Below are 26,944 nucleotides of genomic sequence, written 5' to 3'. Positions count from 1 at the left end.
GAGCGCTGAGCAGGAGCGAATCGCGAGCGGTCCGTGAAGAAATGTGAACCGACGAGGGTACCCGCCTGTGGCGGGCGGTTGTGTTTGCCGGATAGCCGGGGTGCAGGGGCGGGGCGCATGCCGCCCCTGCTCGGGCGGCCCGAAGGGCAGAACGAAATGGCCGTTGACCTTAAAGACGTTGACCTTAAGACGTTGACCTTAAGACGTTGACCTTAAAGACGTTGACCTTAAAGGCCAGCCTGCAAGGCAGAACCAAACTCACGCCCTGCTGTTAAACAAGCCGTCTGCCAGGCGGCCCTCCTGGCTCCCCAACCTAATTGCCTGGGTGCCGGTCAGGCCGGGCATCACCGCTTTCATCATCGCCAGAAACGTGCGCAGGCGCGCCGGATAATAACTTGCCCACGGATAGATCAGGTAGACCGGCAGGGGTGAGGCTTGCCACTCGGGCAGCAGATGCACCAGCTTGCCGCTGGCCAGATCGTCCTGCACGATCCAGGCGGAAACGATGGCGATGCCAAGGCCGGAGCGGGCAGCGCGTTGAATAGCATACAGGCTGTCGCTGCTCAGACGCGGCGCAATCGCCAGGTTCACTTTCTCCTGCTCACCGCGACTGAGAACAATTTCGTTGCGATAAAAAGTACTTAACGCCAGCCACGGCACAGTGGTTAATTGCTCTGGCTCGGTAATCGATGGGTGGGCCGCCAGCAACTCGGGCGAAGCAACGATAATGCGTGGCACCTCCGCCAGCAGGATGGCAACCAGCGCCGGATCGAGCTGGGTACCGACCTGAATCGCGCAGTCAACGCCGTCGGCGATAAAGTCGGGCGAATGGTCATTCAGCATCCACTCGACGTTAACCTGTGGATAGCGCCGCAGATACTCCGCCAGCGGCGCAATCAACTGATCCTGCCCAAAGGCGTGCGGGGCACGAACGCGCAATGTGCCCGCCGGATCGTCACTGGCACCGGTTAACTCATCTGCCAGCGCATGCCAGGTCTCCAGCAGCTGGCGGGCATGGGCGTAACAGCGTTCGCCATCGTCGGTGAGTTTGAATGCGTGCGTGGTGCGCTGAATCAGCTTCAGCCCAAGCAGCTTCTCAAGCGCCTGCAGGCGTCGGCTGATGGTCGGCTGCGTAGTGTTAAGCCGCATCGCCGCCGCGGATAAGCTGCCGCTTTCGACAATGCGAATAAAGGTCTGCATCAGTTCAATGCGGTCCGGACCGCCGCCATAGTGGGTATTCATACGCCTCTCGTATAACAGTTCTGTCTGTCACGGGTCTACCGCGTATTAATAATATGCCGTTTAATAGCGCCATACCGCAACGAGGAGTATCACCATGAGCGCCAATATTACCGAGTCCGCTACGCCTGCTACACCACATCCCCTTTCCGCTGGCGTGGTGTTTACGCTTGCCGCCGGTGCCGGGCTGAGCGTCGCGTCGATTTACTACAGTCAGCCGATGCTGGGCATTATGGGCGACGATTTTCACGCCAGTATTAGCGCACTGGGCAGCGTACCGATGTTAACGCAGGCGGGCTATGCGCTGGGTATTATGCTGCTGGCCCCGCTGGGCGATCGTCACGATCGTCGCAACATTATTTTGATCAAGGGCGTCATGCTGATGGCGGCGCTGCTGCTGTGCGGTTTTTCCGGCAGCCTGAACGCGCTGTTAATTGCCAGCTTCGTGATCGGTATGACCGCAACGGTGGCGCAGGATATTGTACCCACCGCCGCGACGCTGGCGCCTGAAGCGCAGCGCGGCAAGATTGTCGGTACCGTAATGACCGGCCTACTAGTGGGCATTTTGCTGTCGCGGGTGGTCAGCGGGGCGGTTGGTGAATATTTTGGCTGGCGCAGCATGTACTTTTTGGCGGCAGCCACCGTGCTGCTGATCAGCGTCGCGCTGTGGCGTATCCTGCCGCATATTCGTCCGGCGACCACTGTCAGTTATCCGTCACTGCTGGCGTCAATGTGGCACCTGTGGCGTGAGCACCAGACGTTGCGACGTGCGGCGTTGGCGCAGGGCCTGCTTTCGGTGGCGTTCAGCGCCTTCTGGTCAACGCTGGCGCTGATGCTTAACGCCGATTTTCATCTCGACAGCGCGGTGGCGGGCGCTTTTGGTCTGGCAGGGGCGGCCGGTGCGCTGGCGGCGCCGCTGGCCGGTATGTTTGCCGATCGGGTCGGCCCGGCGCGGGTCACGCAATATGGCGCGTCGCTGGTGATGATCGCCTTTGCGCTGATGTTCCTGCTGCCGCTGCTGTCGCCTGCCGGTCAGCTGACGCTGATTGTGATCAGCGCCATCGGCTTCGATTTAGGTGTGCAGGCCACGCTGGTGGCGCATCAGACCTTGATTTACAGCCTGGTGCCCGAGGCACGTAGTCGGCTAAACGCGCTGCTGTTCACCGTGGTGTTTATCGGCATGGCCGCCGGTGCCGCACTGGGATCGGCTGCGCTGGAGCACGGGCACTGGACCGGCGTTGTGACGCTGGCGACGCTGGCGGCGGCAGCGAGTTTGCTGGTGCGCCTTTTCAGCCGCCATTTGCACGATTAAGCCGCTGAAAAACGAAACGCTAATAAATAACGCTTTGGCCCTGTTTCCATCTTAAGTCAGCAGAAATTCTGCATCAAACCGGTAATGTGCCAGGCTTAATGCAGTTAATTTTTATTCTGAAAAGCGAAATGTTATGGGATTTTTGGCGTGGACCGCCCTGACCGGCGGTCTGTTATTGTTAATGTCGTTGTCTTCAAGCTGGATCCATCGAGGACCAGTGACTTCCTTTGGTTTGTATCTTATCGCCGGGATTATTATTGGTCCCTGGGTGCTTGATTTAACCCGTGTCGATATCATCGGGCAGCCTGAACTGGCTGCACACATTACCGAAATCACCATGGCCGCCTCGCTGTTTATTACCGGCCTGAAGCTGCGTTTGCCGTTTCGGGATAACAGTTGGCGAGTCGGTTTTCGCCTCGCCTTTCCGGCAATGTTGCTGACCGTAGGCGCCATGACGCTGATTATTCATGCGCTGACGTCGTTCAACTGGCCGCTGTCGCTGGCTTTTGCCGCCATTATCGCCCCAACCGATCCGGTGCTGGCCAGCCTGATTTCGGTCAATGATGCGCGCGATGATGATTCACTGCGCGTTGCGCTCTCCAGCGAAGCGGGCATGAATGACGGTTCTGCACTGCCGCTGCTGCTGTTGGCGGTGTTGCTGTTTACCGGTCAACAGCCGGATGCGCAGTTTTTCACCCACTGGGCGATTGTCGACGTGATCTGGGCGATTGGTATGGGGCTTGCGGTGGGCTTCCTGCTTGGCCGCATGATTGGCGTGCTCGCCACCTATCTGCGCAATGCTAATAAGGATGTCGCGCCCAACGATTTTCTGGCGCTGGCGCTGATGGCCTTGAGTTACGCTGCCGCGCAATATATGGACGCCTCCGGCTTCCTGGCCGCCTTTGCCGCTGGCGTTGGGCTGCGACGTGCCGAGCTGGGCTTTATTCGTAATGCGCCTGCTGAGCATCTGCCGGAAGACGATCGTTGCGCACCGGCGGAAGAGCTGGTCAACCCGAACGTACGTATCATCGGCGATGGCGGGCTGGTAAAATCCGTTGGGCTGGTGGTCAGCGACGCGCTGTTTTTTGGCGACACCATCGAACGCCTGCTGGCTGCGGGCATGGTGATTGTACTGGGCATCACGCTGGCAGATCACTGGAACAGTTATGGTCTGCTGCTGGCGCTGATCCTGTTTTTCATTGTGCGCCCGCTGGCGGTCTGGCTGGCGACCATCGGCACCGGTATGCCCAGGATTCGTCGCCTGTTGATTGGCTGGTTGGGCATCCGTGGTATCGGCAGTATCAACTACATCGCCTTCGCCTGGGTACACGGCATGGGCGGTGAAGAAGCGCGCACGATGGTCGATATGGCGCTCACCTTAGTAGTGACCAGCATCGTTGTGCATGGTATTACGGTGACGCCGTTATTAAACTGGCGTACTGCGCGTCTCAGTGCGCGTCAGCAAGACAAATAAAACGGGTAACCTTGAGCTTTCTGAACAGAGAAGGAGAGACAGATGAAGTTTACAAAACTGCTTATTGCCGCCGCGGTGCTCGGTGCATCCGGTTATGCTGTGGCTGATGATGAAGATCAAACCAGCACGTATGCCAGCCAGCTTTGCACGCTGGTGGCCAGTGAAAAGAGCGATGACAGCGTAGATAACTACGTGCAGAAATTAGAAAGCATGACCGCGCAAAGCCAGCCGCCACACGCTATGAACAGCGTGCCGTTCGATAAAGAGCAGGCTGGTGAAGTGGCACAAGGCTGGGTGTCGCTGAGCGATGATGATAAAAAACTGGCGCGCAGCAATAATCAGCAGTGCCAGCAGATGATCATGGAGCAGGCACAGCCGTCAGATTAAGCTGCAACATCTGCTCTTCTGCACCACAGAAGAGCAGACCAGCAGGGCGAGTTACCGTTGCTAACGCGCATGCTGATATACAAGCCCATCCTGTTTCGTTTATCCTTGCAGCCGGATAACGTCTTATCCGCGCTGGCCGCTGGCCAGATGACTTTCCATATGATAATTCGCTTCTGGCACCGGCCTTGCATCGGGTGTCTGAGCGCGCCAGTTGTATGGCGTAACCTGTAGCGACTTGTTAACCGAAAAAGATGATTACGCGCCGTCAATTTATTTTGGGCACCGGAGCCGCCATGCTTTCGATGACCACGGGTAAGCTGTTTGCCCGCAATAATATTATCCCCCTCTGGCCGGACGATCCGCCCGGCGGCGGCGGCCCGTCGGGTGCGCTCCACGTTTCTACGAACGGCTCCTGGTCGAACATCGTCAGCCCCACGATTCAACGCTTTCAGCCGGAGAACCCCAACGGTGAAGCGGTATTAATCGCTGCTGGCGGCGGTTATCGCTGGATCGGCATGGGCGGTGAAGCCTGGCCAGTGGCACACTGGCTGAACGCACGCGGCTATACCGCCTATGTGCTGAGCTATCGTCTGCCGCATGAGAAGTGGCGTGCTGGTAATATGGCGCCGCTGCAGGATGCGCAGCGCGCAATCCGGCTGGTACGCTCGATGGAGCGCCGGGTGCATGCGCTGGGCTTTTCAGCGGGCGGGCATCTGCTGGGCATGGCGGCCGCGCGGCCCGATTTTGTTACCTACGCGCCGCAGGACGATCTTGATATGGTGGTACCGCGGGTCGATACCGTCGGCCTGATCTATCCGGTGATTACCCTCGAGCCGCCTTATGCTCATACCAATACGCATTTGATGATGGTTGGCCGGGATATCGAACCCGGCGAAGAGGCAAAGTGGTCGGTGCAAAATTACGTGACCAAACAGTTCCCGCCCACTTTTCTGGCGCAGGCGGAAGACGATCACACCTCAAATCCCTATAACACGCTGCTGATGCGCGATACCTGCCGTCGTGCGGGCGTGCCGGTGGAGCTGGTACAGATTTCGCGTGGCGGCCACGGCTTCGGTCTGGGTCGCGCCGGGACGCCTGCCGCCCTATGGGATGAGGTCTACGCCAGCTGGCTCAGCGCCCACCGTTGATAGCGTTTAACCGCCTGGCGCACATGCACGCCAGCGGTTTATCCTTCGTCTTACGTCGTTAATTTCTTTCTGCTCAAACTATCCTCTTGATTGACAAACACTTCTTCTGATTTATCGATTAAATTTTATTTTATTTGCCTGTGTATTTAAGAAATGGCTCATTGTGTCGTATTAAAAAAGTAACTCAATTTCCTCACCAGACCTGTGACTACCATGACACCAATTAACTGGGACACGATCGAGCGGGTGATTTATATCAACCTGAATAAACGCAAAGATCGTCGTGTACGTATGGCCCGCCAGCTTAAAAAGCTCGGTATTCCAGCCGAAAAAATTATTCGTCTGGAAGCAACAGAGTACACTCCTGGTTATATTGGCTGTGCAAAGTCACATATTCGTGCGCTGGAGATGGCGCAGGCGAATAACTGGAAAAATGTGCTGATCCTCGAAGATGACATTGAGTTTCATCAGGATGAAGCGACGGTAAATCGCCTGAATAAATATTTTACAGCCCTACAGAATATTAGCTGGGATGTCGGCTTTCTGGCTGCTAACTACCACAGTGTTACCGCATTTAACAGCGTTGATTATCTCATTAAGGCGAACAAAGCGTGGTGTGCCTGCGCCTATCTGGTGAATGAACACTATTATTCTATCTTGATGGATAATTTCCAGCAGGCCACGCAGAAGTTGCTGGAAGGCTGGAAACCATGCTATTTTTCAATTGACGTGAGCTGGCATCAATTAATGCGCCGTGACCGTTGGTTAGGTATTTTCCCCAATGCCGGATATCAGGTTGCGAATAAAAGTGATATTGAAAACAGTTATGTTGACTATCGCGCGCTGTTTGATAAACCGCTGTCCGTTATTACCTCCTCAGCCCTGCGCCGCTGTGAAGAAAAAATAAAAGTCGACTTCTATTTTCAGTGGGCGTCAAACTGGACGAATTTTGAAAGCGTGCTGCAAGCGATGCAGAATAATGCGCATTTCGATTGTCAGGTGGTGGTTATACCACACCTGGCATTAGGTCATACCGGCCATGACTGCGCGGCACAGCGCGAGTTGCTGGCTGGCAAAAACATCGATTTTGTTGATTATCAAGACTATTCGCTTACCGAACGTCGCCCACACGTCGTTTTTCTGCAGAATCCTTACGATGAGGCACGCCTTAGCCGTTTTACCAGTGAATACCTCCAACAGCATGGCGTAAATATCGCCTACATTCCCTATGGGCTGGATATGGGCGATGGCGATATGAATCGTGTCTATCAATATAATCTGCCCTGCCACAATCTTGCCCGCTGGGTATTCGTACGTTCTGAACGACACAAAGCAGAATATGGCCACTACTGTGAAGCGGGTAATCAGCATGTCTATGTGACTGGCCATCCGAAATTTGATCGCTATGTTGAGCGCTATGGTAGTGATGCAACGCGTAATAGCACCGGCAAACGCAAGACGCTGTTGTGGACCCCACATTTTGTTATTCCGGGCAATGAGAAAATGTGGTCAACCTTTAACTATCACACCCAGGCGATGTTGGATATTCTGGCGCGCAACGACGTCGATATGATTATTCGTCCGCACCCAATGTTTAAACAGTTTTTAAACGTTGACCTTCAGGCGGGCAGTGGCGATGAAACGCAGCAAAATTTTCAGCGGCTTATCGATTTCTCTGAGAATAATCCGCACGTCAGCTGGGATTTTTCTGCTGATTATAGCCATGCCTTTGCGCAATCCGACGCGATAATGACCAATCCCGGCTCTTTTCTGCTGGAGTATTTACCGTCGCATAAACCTATTCTCTATCTTACTCATCCCAATTGTCTGGGTATCAATAGCAGCGCTGCTTTTATTTACGACGCTTACGATATTGCGACGGATGCCGCCGGAATCATGCAGTTTGTGGATAACGTCATCCATGACCGCGATCCCTGCCGTGAAAAACGGCTACAGGTGCTGCGTGATGAACTTTATATTTCGCCACGTGGCGCTGGCCATGAAATTGCTGAGATTATTCAGCAAGCGTTCAGAGGAGAAGAAGGGTGATTGCGTCACGCGCTGCTATTTTTCTGGTTGCCGGGCAGGGCAGCCGCATGGGGGCTCTAACCGCGCACTACCCCAAATGCTTATTGCCGGTTGGCGAGCTGGCCGTGCTCGATACGCTGCTGCCCCAGGCGTTGAAAATGGGTGAGCGAGAAATCGTACTGGTAACGGGCTATCAGGCGGAAGCGGTGCAGGCCTGGCTTAATCGCTTTTATCCCGACGCCGGTATTACGCTGGTTCACAATGGTGATTATGCGCAAGACGTCAATATTCTCTCGGTGGAAAAGGGTGTTAATGCCCTGCGTTTTCCCGAAAGAGGCTACAGCATTATTGAGACCGACATTTTAATCGATCCACGCGCCTGGCCGCAGATTCATCAGGCTGAGGGCAGCTCAAGGAGTTTCTGGCTCACTCACGGACGCTACAGCGCCGGGCTCACCGGCGGCATCGTTGAGGTCGTGGATGATGCCCTGACTATCGATCGCATTAGCTACCAGCCGCTTTACGATGAAGCCTTTGACGGTTGGTTCAAGATGGTTGGCATGCTCAGCGTGGCGCCTGACGAGGTCGCTGCCGACCGGCGGCTGCGCAGGCAAGCCCTGAAGCAGGGTTGCAACCAATATTACATGGCACCGTGGATGGCGCATCGCCAGGCGTTGCCCTGCGTGGCGCTTGATATCTCCCGCCGGTTTGCCCGCGCCTTTAATACGCCCGCTGACTATCAGCATGCCGTTGATGATTATAAAAAATTACTGTCTTGCACTGAGGAATTAGCACATGCAAATCGAGTTTGTTGAACCGACATCCTTGCGCCATATCGAAAAATTCAGCGCGCGTCGCGTCGTCTGGCTGCGCACGAAAATTTTACGCGAAGGTGTATGGATCAAGCCGCTGGCGCTGGATTTACATCATAACCTGGTGCTGGATGGCCAGCATCGGATGGAAGTGGCGTTAAGTCTGGGACTGAAAAGAGTCCCGGTGGTGCGTTTTGATTATCCGGCGGTGCCGCTGCACTCGCTGCGCGAAAAACACCAGTTCGACTGGCTCGATGTGACGCGCCGGGCGCTGAGCGGCGACATCTATCCCTATAAAACGGTGAAGCATAATTTTATCGCGCCACTTCCTGCCTGCGCGTTAACGCTGGAGGCGCTGGGTTATGAAAGCTGATCACGCCATTATTCTGGCTGCCGGCAAAAGCCTGCAGCTGGATGGCAAAAACAAGGTGTTGATTCGCCATCCGCAGAGCCAGAAAACCATTCTTGATCGGGCCATTGAGGCCTTTGCCGGTAAGCACATCACCGTAGTGGTGGGGTTCGGTGCGCTGCAAATTATGGAGCGTTATCCACAGCTTAATTACGTCATTAATGAGAACTGGGCCAATACCAACAACGCCATGAGCCTCGGCCTGGCCTTATCGCAGGTTGGGGAGCCAACCTATGTGGTTTCCGGCGATATCTTCTTCTCTGGCGCGCTGATCGCTGAGATGGATAACCGCAGCGGCAATCTGATCCTTACGGAAGAACGGGAAAACCGTATGCTTACCTCGCTGCACTGCGAGCTGGATGCGCAGGGTAAGGTCAACGACATTTACGGCGGGCCCATTCGCGCGTCACAGCATCCGGAAGCGATCGGCCTGTTCAAAATCAGCGATCGTGAACTGCTAAAAAGCTGGCATAAGCAGTGCCTGCGCTTCGGTAACCTGTTTGCCGGTCAGACGCTGCCCTGCCAGGAAGACTCACCGCTGTATGCTCACGATCTTGGCACCCATCCCTTCTGTGAAATTAACAGCATCGCCGATTACTGGCGGCTGGTTCAGACGGAGTATCAGCCATGATCCGCGCCATTACCCTTGGCGTTCCGGCGCATATGGTCGATACCGGCAGCGCTGAGCCGCAGCTTCAGCGTTTTCGCGCCCTGGCTGAGCGCCAGCTGGCGGCAAGAAACTGGCCGCTGCGCACGTTGCGTTTGACCCTGCCGCCGCTGCGCGAAGAGCACGAAGAGGAGATGTTTGCACTGCCTGCGCGGCTGGCTTCTTTTAGCGAAATGGCACAACGGCTGGGCAGTCGCTGGTTCTGCCTGCCGGTGGATTTGACGCAGGGTGAAAACTATCAGCGTCGTCTGGATGCTGCTTTTGCCACGCTGTTTAAGCAGCCCCGGATGTTTCTCAATCTGATGGTGGCCGATGCGCAGGGCATCAATATCCGCGCCAGCCATGATGTTGCGCGTTTTATGCTTAACGTGGCGCAGCGCAGCAACAACGGTTTCGACAATTTCCGCGTCGGCGCTTCACTGTGTTGCCCGGCTAACGCACCGTTTTTCCCGTTTTCTCGTCATGAAGGCGACACGCTGAAATTCAGTTTTGCACTGGAAACCACCGATATCGCTCTGGAACTGAGCGAGCTCGTCAGACAGAAAAAGCGCAGTTTAGGCGAGTTTTCCGACGAGTTTATTGCCCGTTTGATCACCCGACTCGGCGAAATTAATGCTTTCGGCCTGGAATTGCAGGCTGCTACAGGCATCGACTATGCCGGCCTGGATGCGTCGCTGGCACCTTTTCCCGATGGCAATATTTCGGTCGGGCGGCTGCTGGAAAACCTCGGTGCCCGTCCGTGCGGTAGCCAGGGTTCACTGTTTATTACCAGCATTTTGACCAATGCCATTAAAACGGCGGTTGCACGCAGTGGCGCGCTGGCCGTTGGCTTCAACGGCGTGATGTTTTCAGTACTGGAAGATGATGTGCTCGCCAGCGCTAATAATCGCCGCGCCCTGAGCGTAGATACGCTGAATGCCTGGTCAACGGTGTGTGGCTGCGGGCTTGATATGCTGCCGGTACCCGGATCAACGCTGTCGGAAGATATCGCCGCCATCATTCTCGATACTGCTGCGCTGGCTGTCAGACTGACTAAACCACTGGGCGTACGCCTGCTACCGATTCCTGGCAAAGAAGTGAACGAACTGACCCAATTCAACTTCGATTTTCTGTGCAACAGCCGGGTAATGCAGATCGATAAAAGCGACGTCAGTTTTCCGGCGGAGAACGGGCGCTGGAACTACCGCTACTAAACCGAGGAAAAATCATTGTTAGACTCGCAGAAAGTAAAAGCATTTTGGGAAAGTCGTTCGCAGTACTATCACCAGTTGCCTTTTGAAAGCATCGCTAATCTTGAGCAGGATCCACAAAATCTTGATCTCAAAATCCGCGACGAGACACAAAAAGTCTTTAGCTGGCTGCCGGATATTGCCGGAAAAAGCGTGCTGGATTTAGGAGCCGGTGTCGGTCAGTGGACGTTTCGTTTTCAACAGCGTGGCGCGCGACAGATTACCGCCGTGGAGTTCTCTGCCTCACTGGTGGAGATTGGCCAACTGGAGGTACAGCAGCGCGGTATAACCAACGTGGAATTCGTGCTCTCCGCTGCGGAAACCTATCGCAGCAGCCACCCTTTTGAGGTGGTGTTCATTTCCGGGCTAATGATCTATCTCAATGACGATCAGGCTGAAACGCTGGTTATGCATCTGAAGCAGCACACCACGCCTGAGAGCATTATCTTACTGCGTGACGGCACCGGCGTTGGCGAACGTTATGAAATTAACAATCGTTTTTCTGCCCATCTGAATACGGATTACTCCGCCACTTACCGTACGGCACAGCAATATCAGGATCTCTTCGATCGTCATGGCTTTACGCTGATCGAACAGGACAACATGTTTCCTGAAGGTCATCCGTTAAATAAATATCCGGAAACGCGCCTGCGCCTTTACCGCTTCAGGAAACAGCATGGTCAGGATTGATCCCATTTATCCAGCCGTGAGCTGGCCTGCTGATGAGGGTGTGCTGGGTGTGGTGGGCGTCGCGCCCTGGGCAACGCTTGATTTCTGTCAGCAGCTTTACGCGCTGACAAAAGTGGAAAAAGAGTGGGAATACCCGCGGCTTATCATCGATAACAACAGTAAGATCCCCAGCCGTGGCCGCCATTTGCAGCTCGGCGAGCGCGATCCTTCGCCCTGGATCCAGGAAACCATTGATACGCTGGCGGAGATGGGTGCCACGGTAGCGGTGGTGCCCTGCAATACCGCGCATATTCTCTGGCCGCGCTGGAGCCAGAACAGCGCCATTCCGCTGGTTAGCATTATTGATGCCACCGCATCCTCCGTGCGCAAAAAAGCCGCCAGCGTGGCGCTGCTGGGATCGGAACTGCTCTGCGCCAGCGGCCTGTATCAGCAGGCGCTTGCCGCAATCGGCTGCACGACCGTTGTGCTGAGCAGCTCAGAGCAGCAGATCGTTTCGGACTGTATTGCCGCCATTAAAGTTGCGCGCCGGGTGCCAAAACCCTTGCTGGCGCAGCTTTATGGTTGCGTCAGCCAGCTGGAGGCGCGCGGCGTCACTACGTTGATACTGGCGTGTACGGAATTGAGTCTGTTGAAGGGGAGCCCGGTATGGCAGGGGCTGGAGATTGTCGATTCAAACGCGTCGCTGGCGCAAGCGTCGCTGGAAGCGATTGGCTATCAGAAATGGGCATAATGGCCGCCAGTAAGTACGGCCAGTCGTTCTTTATTGCGCCATCCGTGGCGCGCAAAAAGCTTAACGCAGATCGATACGTACGACGCGGTCCGGGCCTTTTGAGGAATGGTCTTTGTTGAAGTCCTGCTTCACGGTGACATACAGCGTTTGGCCATCTTCCGACAGCAGCAGGCTGTTTGGATGCGGCGTGAAATCCCAGCTGTTTTTCACCGCGTAGCTGGTGGCGTCCAGCTGCAACACCTTGCCGGATTCGCGCTGGCTGATGTAGATCTCATTGCGTTTGGCATTGAACTTGATGCCGAGGCTGTCGCCGGTATCGAGCTGCTTGAGCACCTTGCCGCTGCGCTCATCAAACACCAGCGTCGCTTTGGCTTTCGAGTTATCGGTGACAAACAGGCGGCCGGTGGCCGGATCTTCCGCCATGTTGAGGAACAGATAGCTTTTGCCGTCGCCTGGTGTCCAGCGCTGCTCGATTTTGTGGCTACGTGGATTAATCACCAGAATCTCTCCGCTGCCGTTGGCCGCATAAATGCGATCGGTAACCGGTGACCAGAGCAGGCCGGTTACCCATTTGCCGGCATGTTTAATGCGTGCTTTCAGCTTCAGCGTTTTCGCATCCACTACCCAAATTACGCCGGGATCGCCCACGCCGCCAATCCAGAGCATGCCGTTGTGGTAGATCACTTCACGCGTGCCGAACGGGAACCCCTGGGCGTTTTTCTCGTTGAAATTCAGGCGCTGGGTGATTTTACCGGTGGTGGCGTCAATGGCGCTGATGCCGCCATCCAGCGAGTTGGTGGTGTAAAGCACAGTGCCGTCGCTGTTGCGGGTCAGCGCGAAATTTTTCAGGTCGGTGTGGGTCTGTAACTCTGTCTGCAAGGTGGCGGGATTCAGCTTATAAATCACGCCGCCGTTGTCTTTAAAATCTCCGGCGCTGGCCACCCACAGGGCGTTTTTCGCTGAAGCCATTTCGTAAAGGCCGTTGCCCAGTTCGCGCTGCTGCACGTTGCTTTGCTGGGTTTGCACCGGTGATGCCGGTTCGGCCACTTTTTTAGCCGCGGGCGCCTGACAGGCAGCAAGGCTCAGAGCGGTCAGTGCGGCCAGCGTGGCACCCGCAAGACGTGTGCGAATCAGTTGTTTCATTACCTACTCCATCGTGAATCGGCTTTTCAGGGCGGGAACCATAACCGGCACCGCGAACGGTACGTAGCATGGCTTTATGGTAATGCGAATCATACTCATTGTTAATTTCAATGTAAACGCCTGTTCCGCCGCCGTTTTCAGTGTGCGGCTGCCATCACGGCCCTGCTTATCGATGGTCTACGCTTTAATTATCGATACAAAATCGCCGGTTAAACAGCGGCTCCCGCCAGGAGAAAATAAACAACGTGAATAACAAGCATGACCATTCACCGGCGCGCGACGCCGGTTTTGCCGGGCTCGGCGACGATGCCGCCATTGGCGAAGGATGAGATGTTCGATACACGCACGCGCGGCTGGCGCGGCAATATGCCGCAGGGGCTGAGCCATCTGGCGTTGATTTGTGCTGCTAAAGCGCTGGGAAAAGGCGCATAAGCCGGGCCGTGTCGCAGGACGCTGATTTATTTGTCTCAGCAACTGGCGCAGCGGCAAAGTTGAGCTAGTTTTACTGAGCGCCTCAGGAGCACATTAACAATAACCTGATGAATGATTTCTGTTTCGCCCCCGTTAGTCGGGGGCTTTTTTGTGTACCGGAGAAAAGCATGTCCATGCAAACCACCACCGACGAACAGCTGCGTCAGTACATGGCGCAATCTGAGCAAACTGCTAATCCGCAGACTACCATTGAAAGCCTGAAGAGCGAGATGATCGCCAGCGGCATCACGGTCAGCAACAAAGCGCTGCTGGCGATTGTGATTGAGCGCCTGGAAACCGAATCCGATCCGATCAGGCAATCGGTACTGCGTGACACGCTGGAACTGCTGTTGATGAAGCCGTAATCCGACGATCCTGACGATCGCAGTCGCTGAACGTCGATCCTCGCCTTTAGCCAGCGCCGCTGGTTAAAGGCCGTTAACTGAAAATAACCAGCGTCAGCCTGCTGGCGTAGCCTTTCTGTCTTTGACTGCGCAACACGCTGGCGCGGCCCGCATCACGCCGGATAATCACATTAACTTACCATTTCGCCCGATATCAGTTCATCAGCATTAGCCTGCAACCTCGTCGTTAACTCACCATTGCATACGGCGTCAGGTGATCAGCCGCATGCTGCAATGCCAGCGTTAACCGTCACGTTTTTAGCGCAAGCCGGTTTCATCCTTATTCCCCCCTCCGCTATGCTTGCACGACCTTAATAAACAGGACGTGATGCCATGTCTCAGCAGGAAATAGTCTGGAATCGCATGGTGCCGGAATTAACCGTCACTGATTTTGCGGCGTCGCTGAATTTTTATGTCGAGGTGCTGGGCTTCAGGATCATCATCAGGCGTGAACAGCCCGATTTTGCTTATCTTGCGTTAGGCGATGCGCAGCTCATGCTGGAGCATTATCAGGAAGACGGCTGGAATACGGCGGAATTAATCAGGCCGTTCGGCCGCGGCGTTAATTTTCAAATCGAAGTGGATGATATTGCGCCGCTGGTTGCCCGCCTGCAGGCGCACGGCATCCCGCTCTATCGTCCGCTGCGTGACAATACCTATCGCGTTAACGATGCCGAGGTCTGCCAGCGCGAATGTCTGGTACAGGATCCGGATGGCTATCTGCTGCGCTTTAGCCAGTATATGGAATAGCGGCATGCCCTGAGGCATTAGGCATATCAGGCTGCGGGTAAAAATGTTAATCCAATACCTATCGTATACGCCGGCCGCAAAGCGGGTGGGCTTTAGCCTGCGATGACGCCACGCGCGATCGCCGCGGCGATCACCTCGTTAGCTGAAACCTCAACCCATTGCGTGGCCGACGGCGCACCGATCTGCTCGCGCCATGCGCCCGCCATGGCATAGCCCAGGCTGTAACCGGCCCAGCGCGGCAGTGATGCGGTGCCAAAAAACCAGGCGGCATGATCGTAATGACGCTCAGCGAGCATGGCGGCGGTAAGTGGCAACTGGCGCAGCTGTGAAGCGCTTAACGCACACTCCCACCTTTCCGGCGCACTGCCGAGCAGCGTGGTAACAAATTGTCCGGCTAAGCCTTCGCTGACCAGCACCTCGCCCAGCGTCCAGCCATAGCCCGGGCCGGCCATGCGCAGGCAATGATGCACCTCATGCAGCAGTTGGCGATGCAGGGTGCCGTCTTGCAATGCGGCTGGCAGGGCCGGGTTCTGTGGATCAAGGCTGATGCTGAGCAGGGTAGCGCTCCAGGCGCGACCGAGCAGGCCGATTTCTGGAATAACCTGGCCGGGCGCGGGCTGGAGCAGAATATCCAGCGGCGGTGGCGGCATCAATGCGGCAACCGTGGCGTAAGCGGCTTCAGCCTGTTGCACAACGTCAGAACGCCAGGCAGCCAGCGATCCGTTGGCTTCCAGCCAGTGCAGTGTCCAGTTATCCATCTGTACGCCTTTTAAGGGTGGAGCAAACCGCCACGGCGGCTAGCGCACGGTGGCTTCGTCATCGTCACGCAGCTCGTGCAGTTTTACTTCGCGCGCGGGCGCACTGGCCAGCCTCTCGCTGCTGTATTTTTCGCTGAGATCCGGCAGGCTGGTGAACTGGCCATCCAGGAACAGAAAGCTGAGCTGGCGGGAAATATCTTCCAGCACCGCCTCTGCGGATTCATAAAATTCGCCTTTGGTGTCATTGCCATCTACCTGCCAGTGAAAGCCAGCGTCCTCTTTTTCAAAGGTACCAATATCCACTATATGGCCATCGATGTTCTGCGCCAGAATATGGCCATCAAGCAGATAGAGGTTATAAGGCATAAGATCGCGGTTGTTCTCCGACATAATAGGTTCCTGCGTTGTGAGGGAAAGAGGTAAGTATAGTGAACATGAGAAAAGGTCAACCCACTGCTGGGTTAATTGCGCTGAACCCAGGCTGAAAATAAGCGTGCTGCAGGCGTGACGTATTAATTGATGATGCGTTGTGCCGCTGCGCTAAATAAGCACTACCGGCAGAAATATAAAGAAAATACCTCATGAGCCATAAAAAAGAGGATGCGCGAGCATCCTCTTTTCAGACGTAGAGGCCGATTAATAAGCGGGAGCGTTATGCAACTGATGCACGGTACCACGGCTTTTCGCCGGGTGCAGCGTGCGCCGCGCCTGCCATAACGCCAGCAGTCGCGCTTCATCTTCTTCCTGCTCAGCCTGCCAGACCAGCTTGGCCAGCAGCGCATTTTTGCCGGGCTGTTGATGTTCATGAATCAGTTGCAGTACCGTTTCGCCAATTACCCGGTTCATATCATGCATAAGGTCATCAGACATCAACATCACTCCTTTATCATCAATAAATAAGCAGGCAAAAAATTGCCTCACGCTTACAGTATAGAATATGACGCAGCAGCAAAAAAAAACCGCTCCGGCAAGCCAGCTTTTCATAAGCTACCTTTATTGTTCCACGACAAAGGAGAGCGCAATGGCTGATTCAACCCTGATCGACACGCTACATTTTCCTGAAGACGCACCGGTACAGCAGTATGAAATTTATGGCGACGATGAAAAAACGCCAACCTATGCGGTCATTTCCCGGCGCGACGGCGACAGCTGGCAGAAGCTGGATGAAACGCTGAGCTTCGCGGCACAGGATGAACAGGAAGAAACAGGGACCATGGATTATGGTTACAGCGACAGCATGCCCGACCTGCGCGATCTGCCCGCCGAGGCGCGCGAGCGTTGTGAGCAGCACTGGCAAAAGAGTAATACTATCTGACAGATAACCTGGCCGGGAGCCTTTCCCGGCTTATATTCTGCTGGCAAATTCTACGTTTTACATCGATATAACCAATCTCAGCAATCGCTAAAGATTTATCCGCTGTGGGCGATAACCTGAGTGTATGGCGATTTTCAGTTCATTGATGAAGCCTGAACGCAATACCGGGTTCTGATCGCGTACGGATCTGCTCTTAGCCCCTCTTTAAAACACCAGCATGCGCAATTCTTGCCGCAATTATTATCATAATTACTAGCGAAAACAATAATATGAACCTTATTAAGGCGATCGCCTCACGTTTGCCCGGCATCCGCTCAGGGCGTGGAAGTCAGCCCGCTAACGGCACCTTTGATTGTCGTCAATTACCCGCTTCGCTGAAAAATGCCGGGTTACCGGGTCATGCCGCCGGTATTTTGCTGAACTTTGTGCCGCCGGAAGCTGATTTTCAGCAGGTGAGCCAGGCCTGGCAGCGTTTTACATCAGCCGATTTAACGGTTATTTCTCTGTCGTCTAACGGTGCGCTCAGTAGCAGTGGTCGTCAGACCACCTATTGTGAAGGCAACGGTCAGGAAGGCAGCTGGCTCTGGCTACCGAAAAGTCTTATTGCGCAGCATGAGACGCACATTGTCGATCTGCACGTCAGCGACACGCAGACCGCCGCACAGCGTATCCGCGCGATTCAGCAGGAGCTGGAGCGGCTGCCGCTGCGCATGCCGCTGTCTGCCGATCGCACCTTTGCGATGATTTACTGTGACGGCCTTTCGGCGTCGGAAGGCTTTATGATGCAGGCCTGGTATAACAGCGGGCGTTTCCCCTGCCTGGCGATCGGCGGTTCTGCCGGCGGCAAAGTGACCTTTGATGGCACCTGGATTGGCGTTGGCGGTCAAGTCCTGCAGGGCAAAGCGGTGATCGTTTTCTGTCAGATGGCACCGGGCAAATCGTTCGCACCCTTTAAAAGCCAGAACTTTACGCCGCTGGATAAAAGCTGGCTGATTGCCGAAGCCGATCCGGTGGCGCGCACCGTGACCTCGGTGTTTGATGCTCAGGGCCAGCAGCAGCGTTTCACCGAGGCACTGGCGAAGCAGATCGGCTGCAATGAGCAGCAGCTCAGCGAGCGGCTGAAAGGGTTAACCTTCGGCGTAAAAGTCGGCGAAGAGTATTTTATTCGTTCTATCGCCAAAATCAGCAGCGACAGCGTGCAGTTTTTCTGCGATCTGGAGTTTGGCGATCGGCTGTTCCTGATGCAGGAGACTGATTTTAAACAGGCAACGCGTCGTGACTGGGAACGATTTATCGCCGGACGTAGCAAGCCCGCGGCGATCCTGATGAACGACTGTATTCTTCGTCGCGTCGGCAACGAAGGTCAGCTGCATAACGCGCATTTTTTTAAAGGCCTGCCCGCAGCCGGTTTCTCCAGCTTTGGTGAGATTCTTGGTGTGCCGATCAACCAGACGCTGTCGGCGCTGGTGTTCTTTAATCAGGACGTGAAGGCGATGACGCAGTTTCCGGTGGAATATGCCGGTTACGCCGCACACTATGCGCAGCGTGCACTGCGTCGTTGGGAAGCGCTGAACAGCGTACAGACGCGGGTGCTGGATCGGGTGATCAACTATCAACAGGAGCTGGCGCCGCTGATGCAGGCGCTGCCGGTACTGGAAGCGGCTACGCAGAGTCAGGGCGACGCGCTGGGTATGGCGGAGAACAGCATTCGCACTATCAGCGCCATCGCCACCGAAAGCCAGCAGGCGCAGAGTCGGCTGGGCGAAGGGCTGGATGATCTGGAGAAAATCTCCAACGGCATCAACGAAATTACCCACGGCATCAGCAATATCGCCTTCCAGACCAATATTTTGGCACTGAACGCCGCGGTGGAAGCGGCGCGCGCCGGGGAGGCGGGCCGAGGTTTTGCCGTCGTCGCGGGCGAAGTGCGTCGTCTGGCGCATTCCTCAAAAGAGCAGGCAGAAGCTACCGCCAGCAACATCAGCGACGCGGTGAGCACCATCTCGCACATTCGCGGCGTGGCCAGTGATACCGTTAAAACCGCCACCGATATGGCAGAGCGCAGCATCAGCGCGGCGGATACCATTGCGGCCATGAGCCATCAAACGCGCAATGAGCGCGCCGATATTGCCAAACATCTTGGCAGCCTGCGTGAACTGACGCTGGGCATGGATGCGATGCAGGAAGCGGTGGCACAGCTGAAAGTATTGCAAACCTTGTCAGGCAATCACGAAAAAGACTAATTTTGCGTCAAAACAACAACAAAATGCGGCGTTCAGCGATCGGCCAGGCAGCCTTGAGCCTGGCTTGTTACACTTGGCTGGGAATAATCACGTTGAGGTAACAATGAAAATTAAAAGCTATGCTGCCATGCAGGCGGGCCAGGCGCTCGAACTTTACGAATATGACGCTGCTGAATTGGCCGCGGAAGAAGTCGAAGTGGAAGTGGAATACTGTGGCGTGTGCCACTCCGACCTGTCGATGATCGATAACGAATGGGGCATTTCTCAGTTCCCGGTTATCGCCGGACACGAAGTGATTGGCCGGGTTTCTGCACTGGGCGATGCCGCAAAAAGCAAAGGCCTGAAAGTGGGCCAGCGCGTGGGCATTGGCTGGACCGCGAAAAGCTGTCAGCACTGCGACGCCTGTATCAACGGTGAGCAGGTGAACTGCCAGCAGGGCAGCACGCCGACCATCATGAACAAAGGCGGTTTTGCCGAGAAGCTGCGCGCCGACTGGCAGTGGGTGATTCCGCTGCCGGAAAAACTGGACGTGGCCTCTGCCGGCCCGCTGCTGTGCGGCGGCATTACCGTGTTTAAACCGCTGCTGATGAGCAACATCACTGCGACCAGCCGTGTAGGCGTGATCGGCATTGGTGGCCTGGGCCACATCGCGATCAAAATTCTGCACGCCATGGGCGCTGAAGTGGTGGCATTTAGCTCCACGCCGGATAAAAAGCAGTCGATTCTCGATATGGGTGCCGACGAAGTGGTTAACAGCCGCGATGCAGAAGCGCTGAAGCAGCAGGCGGGCCGTTTTGACCTGATTCTCAGCACCGTTGCGGTCGATCTCGACTGGAAACCGTACTTTGCGGCGCTGGCGCCAAAAGGCAAGTTCCATACCGTGGGTGCGGTGATGAAGCCGTTCCAGGTTGGCGCATTTGACCTGATCATGGGCGATAAAGCGGTCACCGGCTCTTCTACCGGCTCGCCAGGCCAGTTGCGTTCACTGCTGCGCCTCGCCTCGCGTGCTGACATTGCACCACAGGTTGAGTTTTTCCCGATGTCAGAGATCAACAAGGCGCTTGAGCACGTGCGCGCCGGTAAAGCCAATTACCGCGTGGTTCTCAAAGCTGATTTTTAATCAGTTGCCGTTGTGATGCGCCGCTGTCATCTGCTCCGGCAGCACGGCGGCGCATTGCCCGTTTCTCCGCCCTGGATTTCCCCCACAATTGTGACCGCCCCGCTAGTGCGCCTGCACGCAATGCAATAGAGTCTGCTTTTCCCGCCGTCGCCTGAACCCGGTTTACGCATGACGAAGAGGCCAAGCCATGAATTCGCACTCTGTTTCTCCCGATAGCATCCGCGACGCTTTCTCAAAGGCGATGTCGGCCATGTATCAGCAGGAGGTGCCGCAATATGGCACGTTGCTGCAGATCGTCAGTGAGGTGAACGCGCACTATCTTCAGCAGTATCCCGATACCTTTACGCCGGACAATCCGCTGGCGGTTAACCGGCTGGAGGTGGAGCGCCACGGTGCAATCCGCCTGGGTAGTGCCGCCGAGCTGGCGACCATGCGGCGGTTGTTTGCCGTTATGGGCATGTATCCGGTGAGCTACTATGACCTCTCCGCGGCGGGCGTGCCGGTGCACTCCACTGCGTTTCGCGCTGTGGATGAAGCCGCGCTGTTGTACAACCCATTCCGCGTGTTTACCTCGCTGTTGCGGCTGGATCTGATCGACGACCTGTCGCTGCGCGAACAGGCGAGCCAGATTCTGGCGCAGCGCGATATTTTCAGCCCGCGTACCCGCGCGTTGATCGCCGTGGCAGAGCGCGACGGCGGGCTAACCGCTGCGCAGGCAGAAGAATTTGTCACCGAGGCGCTGAAAACCTTTAAATGGCACAGCGATGCGCAGGTCGATCTGGCAACCTACGAGGCGTTGCTCAATCATCACCGGCTGATTGCCGACGTGGTGAGCTTCAAAGGGCCGCACATCAACCATCTGACGCCGCGCACGCTGGATATCGACCGTGTGCAGGCGTGCATGCCCGATTATCACATCACGCCGAAAGAGGTGATTGAAGGTCCGCCGCGCCGTCAGGTGCCCATCCTGCTGCGGCAAACCAGCTTTAAAGCGCTGAGCGAGACAATCACCTTTATCGACGCCGCTGCAGGTAAACACACCGCGCGCTTTGGCGAGATTGAGCAGCGCGGGCTGGCGCTGACGCCCGCCGGGCGTGCGCTCTACGATCGGTTGCTGCAGGATGATGCCGATTTCAGCGCCTTCCCGGACGACATTGCCGCCATTCGCCAGCAGCAGCTCGGCTATTTCCGCTATACGCTGCAGCCGGGCGCCACCTTGCCTGCCGGTGCCACGATCGCGCAGCTTCAATCCCTGATCGACACAGATGTGGTGCGCGTGACGCCGATTATCTATGAGGATTTTTTGCCGGTCAGCGCAGCCGGTATTTTTCAGTCGAACCTCGGCAGCGAGCGCGGCAAAGTCAGCAAGGGCAATCCGAATAAACAGGCGTTTGAGCAGGCGCTGGGCTGCGCGGTGCTGGATGAATTTACGCTCTATCAGCAGATCGAGGATCGCTCGCTCGCCGCGCTGTTTACCGCGAGATAAACGCAAAAAGGCCAGCTTTCGCTGGCCTTTTCATGACACCGTGCGTGATTAACGCATGGTGACAAACTCTTCCGCACCGGTGGGGTGGATCGCCACGGTGTTATCGAAATCGCGCTTGGTCGCACCCATTTTCAGCGCCACGGCAAAGCCCTGCAGCATTTCATCCATGCCGTAGCCGATGCCGTGAATGCCGACGATCTTCTCTTCTTTGCCGACGCATACCAGCTTCATGCGGCACGGCTGACGATGCTGCGTCACCGCGGTATACATGGCGGTAAAAGCAGATTTATAGACCTTCACTTCATCATCGCCATACTGTTCACGCGCCTGCGGTTCGCTCAGACCCACCGTGCCGATTGGCGGATGGCTGAAGACCACGGTGGGCACGTTGCTGTAGTCGAGATGCTCATCGGGCTTGTTGTTGAACAGGCGCTCAGAGAGACGGCGACCGGCGGCGACCGCGACCGGCGTTAGCTCAATTGCACCGGTGTTATCGCCAACGGCATAAATGCCCGGCACGCTGGTGTTCTGATACTTATCAACGCTAATGTAGCCTTTCTCATTCACCGCCACGCCGGACGCTTCCAGGTTCAGGTTGTCCGTCATTGGCTCGCGGCCAATGGCCCATACCAGGCAATCAACGGTAAAGTTCTGGCCATCTTCCAGCTGCAGCGTCAGGCTGCCGTCGCTGTTTTTCACCACCGCTTTTGGCGTGGAGTTTGTGTGCAGCGTTGGGCCTTCGGCGTTCATCACTTCCACCAGCGTTTCCACGATCAGCGGATCGAAGCTGCGCAGCGGCGCATGTTTACGGACGAACAGATGCGTCTCGGAACCCAGCGCATTGACCACGCCCGCCAGTTCAACCGCAATGTAGCCTGCGCCGATCACCGCGGTGCGTTTTGGCAGCGCCGTCAGCTCAAAGAAACCGTCAGAATCGATGCCGTGCTCGGCACCCGGAATGGTCGGGCGTGAAGGGCGGCCACCGGTGGCAATCAGGATATGATCGGCGGTAATCTGCTCGCCGTTCACTTCCACAGTATGGGCATCGACAAAGCGGGCAAAGCCGCGGATCACGTCAACGTTGTTTTTACCCAGCACGTTATCGTAAGAGGTGTGAATGCGGTCGATATAGGCGGTACGGTTTTTCACCAGCGTTTCCCAGCTGAAGTGATTTACCGTGGTATCAAAGCCATAATCGGGGCCGTACTGATGAATCGCTTCGGCGATCTGAGCCGCGTGCCACATCACTTTTTTCGGTACGCAACCGACGTTAACACAGGTGCCGCCAAGCTCTTTGGCTTCAATCAGCGCGCATTTTTGGCCATGCATCGCCGCACGGTTAATTGAAGCAATACCGCCGCTGCCGCCGCCAATCGCAAGGTAGTCATAATGTCTGGTCATTTCGCCTGTCCATCAGTCTCTAGAATTAGGAGTAGAGTGTAACGCGTGTCGGTGAATTGCCGCAAAGTTTGCATCTATGATTGTAATAGGGTCGGGACGCGTCGCGCTCGTCTGCCATTGAACATCATTATCAGGACACTTATGCAACTGACTTTTCTTGGAACTTGCGCGGGCACGCCCAGCCTGCAAAGGAACGTTACCGCCATTGCGCTCACGTTTTCGCAGCGCGGCGATACCTGGCTGTTTGACTGCGGCGAGGCGACGCAGCATCAATATATGCGCAGCGCGCTAAAGCCGGGCAAGCTGGAAAAAATCTTTATTACACACCTGCACGGCGATCACGTTTTTGGCCTGCCGGGTTTACTGACCAGCCGCTCGATGGGCGGCTCGATGACACCGCTGGCGATCTATGGTCCGCCGGGCATTCAGGAGTTTGTGGAAACCACACTGCGGCTCAGCGGCTCGTTTGTCACCTTTCCCATGACCATTCATGAAATTGGTGCCGGGCTGGTGCTGGACGATGGGGAATTCACCGTTACCGCTTATCCGATGGCGCATGTGATCGAATGCTACGGCTATCGCATTCAGCAGCACGACAAGCCGGGCTGGCTCGATGCAGAAAGGTTAAAAGCCGATGGCATACCGAGCGGCTGGTGGATGCAGCGTCTGAAACGCGGCGAAACGGTGACGCTGAAGGATGGCCGCGTGGTGGATGGCAGCGCCTATCTTGGCCCCGCCATGCCGGGCAAGGCGATCGCCATTTTTGGCGATACCGGTCCTACGCCGGATGCGCTGGCGCTGGCGGCGAATGTGGATGTGATGGTGCATGAAACCACGCTGGAGCACGCGATGGCAGAGAAGGCCAATAGCCGTGGCCATTCAACGACCATTCAGACGGCGACGGTGGCAAAAGAGGCGGGGGCGAAACGGCTGATCGCCACCCATTTCAGCTCGCGCTACAGCTTTCAACAGATGGAGTTACTGCTGGCGGAATGCCAGTCGGTGTTTCCCAACACCGAGCTGGCGCGCGATTTTGCGGTATTTGATATTTAGCTGCCGGTTATTCCGGCACGATCACGTTGACCAACGCGTGGCCGGTGCCGGCCGGCACCAGCGTTTTGTGCAGCCACGGCAGGACGTCGCGCATCTGCTGTTCCAGCTTCCACGGCGGATTGATCACAATCATGCCGGAAGCGGTCATGCCGCGCTGATCGCTGTCAGGACGTACCGCCAGCTCAATTTGCAGGATATTGCGAATGCCGGTGGCCTGCAGTTCAGACAGCATGCGTTTAATTTGCTGGCGCAGCACCACCGGATACCAGAGCGCAAACACGCCGGTACCAAAACGCTTGTGGCCTTCATGAATGCCTTTCACTACCGCCTGATAATCGCTTTTCATCTCATAAGGCGGATCGATCAGAATAAAACCGCGACGTGACAGCGGCGGCAGCTTCGATTTCAACTGCTGATAACCATCAGCACGTTCGGTGCGCGCACGGCTGTCTTTCTGGAACTCGTTGCGCAGCATCGGATAATCGCTGGAGTGCAGTTCTGTCATATGCAGCTTATCCATTTCACGCAGCAGATAACGCGCGATCAGCGGCGAACCCGGGTAGTAACGCAGATTGCCACCGGGATTCAGATCCTTCACGCTGTTGATATAGGGCGTCAGCAGCGCCGGTGCATCGGGCTGCTGCCAGATGCGCGCAATCCCTTCATGGTATTCACCGGTGCGCTCAGCGTGCGGGCTGTTGAGCAGATAGCGGCCCGCGCCCGCATGGGTATCGAGGTAAAGGAAAGGCTTATCCTTCTCTTTCAGAGCGGTAATAATCAGGCTTTGCACGGTGTGCTTGAGCACGTCGGCGTGGTTGCCGGCGTGGTAACTGTGGCGATAACTCAGCATGAAGAAGACTTCCGATAATCAAGGTGGCAATACGGTTACGCCAGAACGGCGTACATGCGGCCAGTATAACGATCTGCGCCCGGAAATGCTGGCAAGAATCGCCCACTCGCGGGAGATAACGCGCATTTAAGTTTCGCGCTTCGCTGTCGCTCTGAACGAAGTAGAATGACTTAATTCCATACTGTATTATTTACCGCTCGAATTATGTCCGAAATTTAAGTAACTTAGCCCCCTGTCTTAGGTTTTACCTTTAAGAATGCCGGCTGATAGTGGCGATAACTGTCATTGCCGCGCAACTGGCCTGCCTGACCGGCAACGACACGGCGCATGATAAAAAACAGAATGGGTGAAAAAATGTTGAAACAATCGGGTCTTCTGGCGATCGGTGCGTTATTACTGGCGGGCTGTGCCAGCAAACAACCGGCGCACAGTCTGGTTACTCCGCCACCGCCACAGATAGAACAGACCCAGCAGAATGCGATGGCGCCTGCTGACGGCGGGGCATTTGTGCCGGCTCAGTCTGCAGATACCTTCGCACCGGCGCAGCCTGCTGAACCGGCGGCTGATGGCAACACGGCGCGTATTCAGGAATGCCGCAAAGAGCTGGATGCCATGCAGTCATACAGCAAAGCGTCTTACGACGCCTATCTGGCTGAATTCCAGAAAGTGGGCGCGCAGACCAATAAATATCTGCAAATCAAAGGCGGAATTAGTAGCGATATCAACGATCTGGCTATGCCACGCTACCAGTTCCAGATTCGTGAACTCTGTTTCCGTATTAAAACCCGCCTGACCCAGCTTATTATCCGCCAGGGTTAATGACGGCGCGGAAATAAGCCTGTTTCTCAGGACAGGCTTATTTCGCCATCCTTTTATTCGCTAACGCCAGGACGAAAAATAATGTCGTTATCTGCTTTCGTGCGCGGATCGCTTTTTATCAGCCTAATGCTGCTGGTTTTTACGCAGGCACATGCGGATGATGAGGCGTTATTGAATGCGTTTGGCCAGACGTCGCAACAGCTCTCTTCGCAGAAACCCTCCGGTAATACGCCAGCCAGCGCTAAAAATAACGCCACTGCCCGTGAAACCGCAGCGTTAAAAAAGCAGATTACCGAGCAACAGCAGCTGATCAAGCGCCAACAGACGATCATTGCCAATCTCACGCGCAATACGTCGCCGACCAAAAGCAGTATTGCCGATCCCCAGACTGACGTTCAGCGTGACAGCTACAGTCTTGGCCAGTCGATTGCGGCTAATGCACAAGGGCAACTCAAGTTGATTGGTGATGCTGGCATTGTTCTGGATATGGACCAGCTGGGTCAGGGTATGTTGTCAGGCCTGCGGCAGACATCGGTGCTGAGCAGCCATGAAACGCTAACGCGCTTTCAGGCGCTGGAAAAACGCGTAAGTCAGACGCTTCCTGAGAAAATAGCAGCGGCTTATCAGCAGCTGGATAAACAAACCGCGGGTCAGCAGCCGGTGAGTAATACTCATGGCATTCGCTGGTTTACACGTTATTCAGTGAGTCATCGGTTACAGCCTGAACAGAAGGTGGCGGTTCAGGTAATCGTTAAAACCCGAGATGATAAGATTATTAACGATTTTAGCGACGATAACGTCATCTTCAATTCACAGCTACCGGCGTTAATGTATGAAGCGATGTCGCTGACGGGCAAAGGCGGAGGCGTTGAAGGCTGGGCGCTGGCAAAAGATATTGCTGACCGCGAACCGCTACCGGCCTGGATCACGCCTTATGACATCATTCATTATATCCTGTCGATTAAGTAACCAGTGAGCAGGGTTGTTCGCCCGTCAGCCATTGATT

General features: G+C 55.6%; 28 protein-coding genes. 21 read left to right on the top strand and 7 right to left on the bottom strand.

Annotated elements, in window-relative coordinates; genetic code table 11:
- Nucleotides 1-258: 258 nt before the first annotated feature.
- On the bottom strand, nucleotides 259-1,242 hold the full coding sequence (locus ACJY2L_RS18850; protein WP_439214351.1) for a LysR family transcriptional regulator: 984 nt from the start codon (nucleotides 1,240-1,242) through the stop codon (nucleotides 259-261).
- A 94-nt stretch (nucleotides 1,243-1,336) separates the two neighbouring features.
- Here ACJY2L_RS18850 and ACJY2L_RS18845 point away from each other — a divergent pair, with 94 nt between their 5' ends.
- From ACJY2L_RS18845 to ACJY2L_RS18795, 11 genes are all read left to right on the top strand, one after another.
- Nucleotides 1,337-2,551 (top strand): MFS transporter, encoded by a 1,215-nt coding sequence (locus ACJY2L_RS18845; protein WP_439214350.1) that lies wholly within the window; start codon nucleotides 1,337-1,339, stop codon nucleotides 2,549-2,551.
- 133 nt (nucleotides 2,552-2,684) lie between these two features.
- The gene (locus ACJY2L_RS18840; protein WP_439214349.1) at nucleotides 2,685-4,025 is read left to right on the top strand and encodes a cation:proton antiporter; all 1,341 of its coding nucleotides are present in this window, start codon (nucleotides 2,685-2,687) and stop codon (nucleotides 4,023-4,025) included.
- A 42-nt stretch (nucleotides 4,026-4,067) separates the two neighbouring features.
- Nucleotides 4,068-4,412, top strand: coding sequence for a hypothetical protein (locus ACJY2L_RS18835; RefSeq protein WP_439214348.1), 345 nt, complete (start codon nucleotides 4,068-4,070; stop codon nucleotides 4,410-4,412).
- 251 nt (nucleotides 4,413-4,663) lie between these two features.
- Nucleotides 4,664-5,560, top strand: coding sequence for an alpha/beta hydrolase (locus ACJY2L_RS18830; protein WP_439214347.1), 897 nt, complete (start codon nucleotides 4,664-4,666; stop codon nucleotides 5,558-5,560).
- 213 nt (nucleotides 5,561-5,773) lie between these two features.
- The gene (locus ACJY2L_RS18825; protein WP_439214346.1) at nucleotides 5,774-7,609 is read left to right on the top strand and encodes a glycosyltransferase family 25 protein; all 1,836 of its coding nucleotides are present in this window, start codon (nucleotides 5,774-5,776) and stop codon (nucleotides 7,607-7,609) included.
- The gene (locus ACJY2L_RS18820; RefSeq protein WP_439214345.1) at nucleotides 7,606-8,403 is read left to right on the top strand and encodes an NTP transferase domain-containing protein; all 798 of its coding nucleotides are present in this window, start codon (nucleotides 7,606-7,608) and stop codon (nucleotides 8,401-8,403) included. The genes ACJY2L_RS18825 and ACJY2L_RS18820 overlap by 4 nt, the downstream gene beginning before the upstream one ends.
- Nucleotides 8,384-8,773: a hypothetical protein gene (locus tag ACJY2L_RS18815; protein WP_439214344.1), complete on the top strand. Its 390-nt coding sequence runs from the start codon at nucleotides 8,384-8,386 to the stop codon at nucleotides 8,771-8,773. Before ACJY2L_RS18820 ends, ACJY2L_RS18815 begins: the two co-directional genes overlap by 20 nt.
- Entirely contained in the window at nucleotides 8,763-9,440 is a 678-nt protein-coding gene (locus ACJY2L_RS18810) for an NTP transferase domain-containing protein (protein ID WP_439214343.1), read from the top strand. The genes ACJY2L_RS18815 and ACJY2L_RS18810 overlap by 11 nt, the downstream gene beginning before the upstream one ends.
- A complete protein-coding gene (locus ACJY2L_RS18805) occupies nucleotides 9,437-10,669 on the top strand; it encodes a DUF711 family protein (protein ID WP_439214342.1) in 1,233 nt (410 codons plus the stop codon). The genes ACJY2L_RS18810 and ACJY2L_RS18805 overlap by 4 nt, the downstream gene beginning before the upstream one ends.
- 15 nt (nucleotides 10,670-10,684) lie before the next feature.
- Nucleotides 10,685-11,395 (top strand): class I SAM-dependent methyltransferase, encoded by a 711-nt coding sequence (locus ACJY2L_RS18800; RefSeq protein WP_439214341.1) that lies wholly within the window; start codon nucleotides 10,685-10,687, stop codon nucleotides 11,393-11,395.
- Nucleotides 11,382-12,125 (top strand): aspartate/glutamate racemase family protein, encoded by a 744-nt coding sequence (locus tag ACJY2L_RS18795; RefSeq protein WP_439214340.1) that lies wholly within the window; start codon nucleotides 11,382-11,384, stop codon nucleotides 12,123-12,125. The genes ACJY2L_RS18800 and ACJY2L_RS18795 overlap by 14 nt, the downstream gene beginning before the upstream one ends.
- 60 nt (nucleotides 12,126-12,185) lie before the next feature.
- Here the strand turns inward: ACJY2L_RS18795 and ACJY2L_RS18790 are convergent, their stop codons facing one another.
- Nucleotides 12,186-13,268 carry a YncE family protein gene (locus tag ACJY2L_RS18790; protein WP_439214339.1) on the bottom strand — a complete coding sequence of 361 codons (1,083 nt, stop codon included), beginning with the start codon at nucleotides 13,266-13,268 and terminating at the stop codon, nucleotides 12,186-12,188.
- Nucleotides 13,269-13,526: 258 nt separating this feature from the next.
- Here ACJY2L_RS18790 and ACJY2L_RS18785 point away from each other — a divergent pair, with 258 nt between their 5' ends.
- The 3 genes from ACJY2L_RS18785 to ACJY2L_RS18775 all read left to right on the top strand — a co-directional run bounded on the left by ACJY2L_RS18785 (nucleotide 13,527) and on the right by ACJY2L_RS18775 (nucleotide 14,893).
- The gene (locus ACJY2L_RS18785; protein WP_439214379.1) at nucleotides 13,527-13,700 is read left to right on the top strand and encodes a hypothetical protein; all 174 of its coding nucleotides are present in this window, start codon (nucleotides 13,527-13,529) and stop codon (nucleotides 13,698-13,700) included.
- A gap of 167 nt (nucleotides 13,701-13,867) precedes the next feature.
- Complete coding sequence (locus ACJY2L_RS18780) at nucleotides 13,868-14,104, top strand: biofilm development regulator YmgB/AriR family protein (RefSeq protein WP_439214338.1); 237 nt, start codon at nucleotides 13,868-13,870, stop codon at nucleotides 14,102-14,104.
- Between the two features lie 372 nt (nucleotides 14,105-14,476).
- The gene (locus tag ACJY2L_RS18775; protein WP_439214337.1) at nucleotides 14,477-14,893 is read left to right on the top strand and encodes a bleomycin resistance protein; all 417 of its coding nucleotides are present in this window, start codon (nucleotides 14,477-14,479) and stop codon (nucleotides 14,891-14,893) included.
- Between the two features lie 92 nt (nucleotides 14,894-14,985).
- On the opposite strand, the gene ACJY2L_RS18770 is transcribed toward ACJY2L_RS18775, so the two are convergent.
- The 3 genes from ACJY2L_RS18770 to ACJY2L_RS18760 form a co-directional block, all read right to left on the bottom strand.
- Nucleotides 14,986-15,651: a DUF2268 domain-containing putative Zn-dependent protease gene (locus ACJY2L_RS18770; RefSeq protein ID WP_439214336.1), complete on the bottom strand. Its 666-nt coding sequence runs from the start codon at nucleotides 15,649-15,651 to the stop codon at nucleotides 14,986-14,988.
- A gap of 39 nt (nucleotides 15,652-15,690) precedes the next feature.
- The gene (locus ACJY2L_RS18765; RefSeq protein ID WP_439214335.1) at nucleotides 15,691-16,041 is read right to left on the bottom strand and encodes a hypothetical protein; all 351 of its coding nucleotides are present in this window, start codon (nucleotides 16,039-16,041) and stop codon (nucleotides 15,691-15,693) included.
- A gap of 246 nt (nucleotides 16,042-16,287) precedes the next feature.
- Nucleotides 16,288-16,521 carry a hypothetical protein gene (locus ACJY2L_RS18760; RefSeq protein ID WP_157883832.1) on the bottom strand — a complete coding sequence of 78 codons (234 nt, stop codon included), beginning with the start codon at nucleotides 16,519-16,521 and terminating at the stop codon, nucleotides 16,288-16,290.
- 151 nt (nucleotides 16,522-16,672) lie between these two features.
- Between ACJY2L_RS18760 and ACJY2L_RS18755 the strand changes: the two genes are divergently transcribed.
- The 4 genes from ACJY2L_RS18755 (at nucleotide 16,673) to ACJY2L_RS18740 (ending at nucleotide 21,815) form a co-directional block, all read left to right on the top strand.
- Nucleotides 16,673-16,966, top strand: a complete 294-nt coding sequence (locus tag ACJY2L_RS18755) for a hypothetical protein (protein ID WP_067426941.1) — start codon at nucleotides 16,673-16,675, stop codon at nucleotides 16,964-16,966.
- Nucleotides 16,967-17,235: 269 nt separating this feature from the next.
- Nucleotides 17,236-19,209, top strand: a complete 1,974-nt coding sequence (locus ACJY2L_RS18750; protein ID WP_439214334.1) for a methyl-accepting chemotaxis protein — start codon at nucleotides 17,236-17,238, stop codon at nucleotides 19,207-19,209.
- A gap of 103 nt (nucleotides 19,210-19,312) precedes the next feature.
- Entirely contained in the window at nucleotides 19,313-20,329 is a 1,017-nt protein-coding gene (ahr, locus tag ACJY2L_RS18745) for an NADPH-dependent aldehyde reductase Ahr (RefSeq protein ID WP_067426947.1), read from the top strand.
- Nucleotides 20,330-20,516: 187 nt separating this feature from the next.
- On the top strand, nucleotides 20,517-21,815 hold the full coding sequence (locus ACJY2L_RS18740; RefSeq protein WP_439214333.1) for a VOC family protein: 1,299 nt from the start codon (nucleotides 20,517-20,519) through the stop codon (nucleotides 21,813-21,815).
- 48 nt (nucleotides 21,816-21,863) lie between these two features.
- On the opposite strand, the gene gorA is transcribed toward ACJY2L_RS18740, so the two are convergent.
- Nucleotides 21,864-23,216: a glutathione-disulfide reductase gene (gene gorA / locus ACJY2L_RS18735; protein WP_187487084.1), complete on the bottom strand. Its 1,353-nt coding sequence runs from the start codon at nucleotides 23,214-23,216 to the stop codon at nucleotides 21,864-21,866.
- 141 nt (nucleotides 23,217-23,357) lie between these two features.
- Between gorA and rnz the strand changes: the two genes are divergently transcribed.
- Nucleotides 23,358-24,269, top strand: coding sequence for a ribonuclease Z (gene rnz / locus ACJY2L_RS18730; RefSeq protein ID WP_439214332.1), 912 nt, complete (start codon nucleotides 23,358-23,360; stop codon nucleotides 24,267-24,269).
- Nucleotides 24,270-24,276: 7 nt separating this feature from the next.
- Here rnz and ACJY2L_RS18725 read toward each other — a convergent pair whose 3' ends face one another.
- The gene (locus tag ACJY2L_RS18725; protein WP_439214331.1) at nucleotides 24,277-25,119 is read right to left on the bottom strand and encodes a 23S rRNA (adenine(2030)-N(6))-methyltransferase RlmJ; all 843 of its coding nucleotides are present in this window, start codon (nucleotides 25,117-25,119) and stop codon (nucleotides 24,277-24,279) included.
- A gap of 354 nt (nucleotides 25,120-25,473) precedes the next feature.
- On the opposite strand from ACJY2L_RS18725, the gene ACJY2L_RS18720 reads away from it, so the two are divergent.
- Nucleotides 25,474-25,938, top strand: a complete 465-nt coding sequence (locus ACJY2L_RS18720) for a hypothetical protein (protein WP_439214330.1) — start codon at nucleotides 25,474-25,476, stop codon at nucleotides 25,936-25,938.
- 81 nt (nucleotides 25,939-26,019) lie between these two features.
- Complete coding sequence (locus ACJY2L_RS18715; RefSeq protein ID WP_439214329.1) at nucleotides 26,020-26,907, top strand: hypothetical protein; 888 nt, start codon at nucleotides 26,020-26,022, stop codon at nucleotides 26,905-26,907.
- Nucleotides 26,908-26,944: the final 37 nt, after the last annotated feature.

Origin of the sequence: Duffyella sp. Ts4, assembly GCF_051851875.1 — a bacterium.
Classification (GTDB): Bacteria; Pseudomonadota; Gammaproteobacteria; order Enterobacterales; family Enterobacteriaceae; genus Duffyella; species Duffyella gerundensis.
The sequence above is the reverse complement of the archived record's forward strand: the minus strand, read 5'-3'. Positions and strand labels throughout refer to the sequence as shown.

Excerpts from the sequence above, each read along its gene's own strand:
- ACJY2L_RS18850 (WP_439214351.1), bottom strand. The coding sequence starts at position 1,242 with ATGAATACCCACTATGGCGGCGGTCCGGACCGCATTGAACTGATGCAG.
- ACJY2L_RS18845 (WP_439214350.1), top strand. The coding sequence starts at position 1,337 with ATGAGCGCCAATATTACCGAGTCCGCTACGCCTGCTACACCACATCCC.
- ACJY2L_RS18840 (WP_439214349.1), top strand. The coding sequence starts at position 2,685 with ATGGGATTTTTGGCGTGGACCGCCCTGACCGGCGGTCTGTTATTGTTA.
- ACJY2L_RS18835 (WP_439214348.1), top strand. The coding sequence starts at position 4,068 with ATGAAGTTTACAAAACTGCTTATTGCCGCCGCGGTGCTCGGTGCATCC.
- ACJY2L_RS18830 (WP_439214347.1), top strand. The coding sequence starts at position 4,664 with ATGATTACGCGCCGTCAATTTATTTTGGGCACCGGAGCCGCCATGCTT.
- ACJY2L_RS18825 (WP_439214346.1), top strand. The coding sequence starts at position 5,774 with ATGACACCAATTAACTGGGACACGATCGAGCGGGTGATTTATATCAAC.
- ACJY2L_RS18815 (WP_439214344.1), top strand. The coding sequence starts at position 8,384 with ATGCAAATCGAGTTTGTTGAACCGACATCCTTGCGCCATATCGAAAAA.
- ACJY2L_RS18810 (WP_439214343.1), top strand. The coding sequence starts at position 8,763 with ATGAAAGCTGATCACGCCATTATTCTGGCTGCCGGCAAAAGCCTGCAG.
- ACJY2L_RS18805 (WP_439214342.1), top strand. The coding sequence starts at position 9,437 with ATGATCCGCGCCATTACCCTTGGCGTTCCGGCGCATATGGTCGATACC.
- ACJY2L_RS18795 (WP_439214340.1), top strand. The coding sequence starts at position 11,382 with ATGGTCAGGATTGATCCCATTTATCCAGCCGTGAGCTGGCCTGCTGAT.
- ACJY2L_RS18790 (WP_439214339.1), bottom strand. The coding sequence starts at position 13,268 with ATGAAACAACTGATTCGCACACGTCTTGCGGGTGCCACGCTGGCCGCA.
- ACJY2L_RS18785 (WP_439214379.1), top strand. The coding sequence starts at position 13,527 with ATGACCATTCACCGGCGCGCGACGCCGGTTTTGCCGGGCTCGGCGACG.
- ACJY2L_RS18780 (WP_439214338.1), top strand. The coding sequence starts at position 13,868 with ATGTCCATGCAAACCACCACCGACGAACAGCTGCGTCAGTACATGGCG.
- ACJY2L_RS18775 (WP_439214337.1), top strand. The coding sequence starts at position 14,477 with ATGTCTCAGCAGGAAATAGTCTGGAATCGCATGGTGCCGGAATTAACC.
- ACJY2L_RS18770 (WP_439214336.1), bottom strand. The coding sequence starts at position 15,651 with ATGGATAACTGGACACTGCACTGGCTGGAAGCCAACGGATCGCTGGCT.
- ACJY2L_RS18765 (WP_439214335.1), bottom strand. The coding sequence starts at position 16,041 with ATGTCGGAGAACAACCGCGATCTTATGCCTTATAACCTCTATCTGCTT.
- ACJY2L_RS18760 (WP_157883832.1), bottom strand. The coding sequence starts at position 16,521 with ATGTCTGATGACCTTATGCATGATATGAACCGGGTAATTGGCGAAACG.
- ACJY2L_RS18755 (WP_067426941.1), top strand. The coding sequence starts at position 16,673 with ATGGCTGATTCAACCCTGATCGACACGCTACATTTTCCTGAAGACGCA.
- ACJY2L_RS18750 (WP_439214334.1), top strand. The coding sequence starts at position 17,236 with ATGAACCTTATTAAGGCGATCGCCTCACGTTTGCCCGGCATCCGCTCA.
- ahr (WP_067426947.1), top strand. The coding sequence starts at position 19,313 with ATGAAAATTAAAAGCTATGCTGCCATGCAGGCGGGCCAGGCGCTCGAA.
- ACJY2L_RS18740 (WP_439214333.1), top strand. The coding sequence starts at position 20,517 with ATGAATTCGCACTCTGTTTCTCCCGATAGCATCCGCGACGCTTTCTCA.
- gorA (WP_187487084.1), bottom strand. The coding sequence starts at position 23,216 with ATGACCAGACATTATGACTACCTTGCGATTGGCGGCGGCAGCGGCGGT.
- rnz (WP_439214332.1), top strand. The coding sequence starts at position 23,358 with ATGCAACTGACTTTTCTTGGAACTTGCGCGGGCACGCCCAGCCTGCAA.
- ACJY2L_RS18725 (WP_439214331.1), bottom strand. The coding sequence starts at position 25,119 with ATGCTGAGTTATCGCCACAGTTACCACGCCGGCAACCACGCCGACGTG.
- ACJY2L_RS18720 (WP_439214330.1), top strand. The coding sequence starts at position 25,474 with ATGTTGAAACAATCGGGTCTTCTGGCGATCGGTGCGTTATTACTGGCG.
- ACJY2L_RS18715 (WP_439214329.1), top strand. The coding sequence starts at position 26,020 with ATGTCGTTATCTGCTTTCGTGCGCGGATCGCTTTTTATCAGCCTAATG.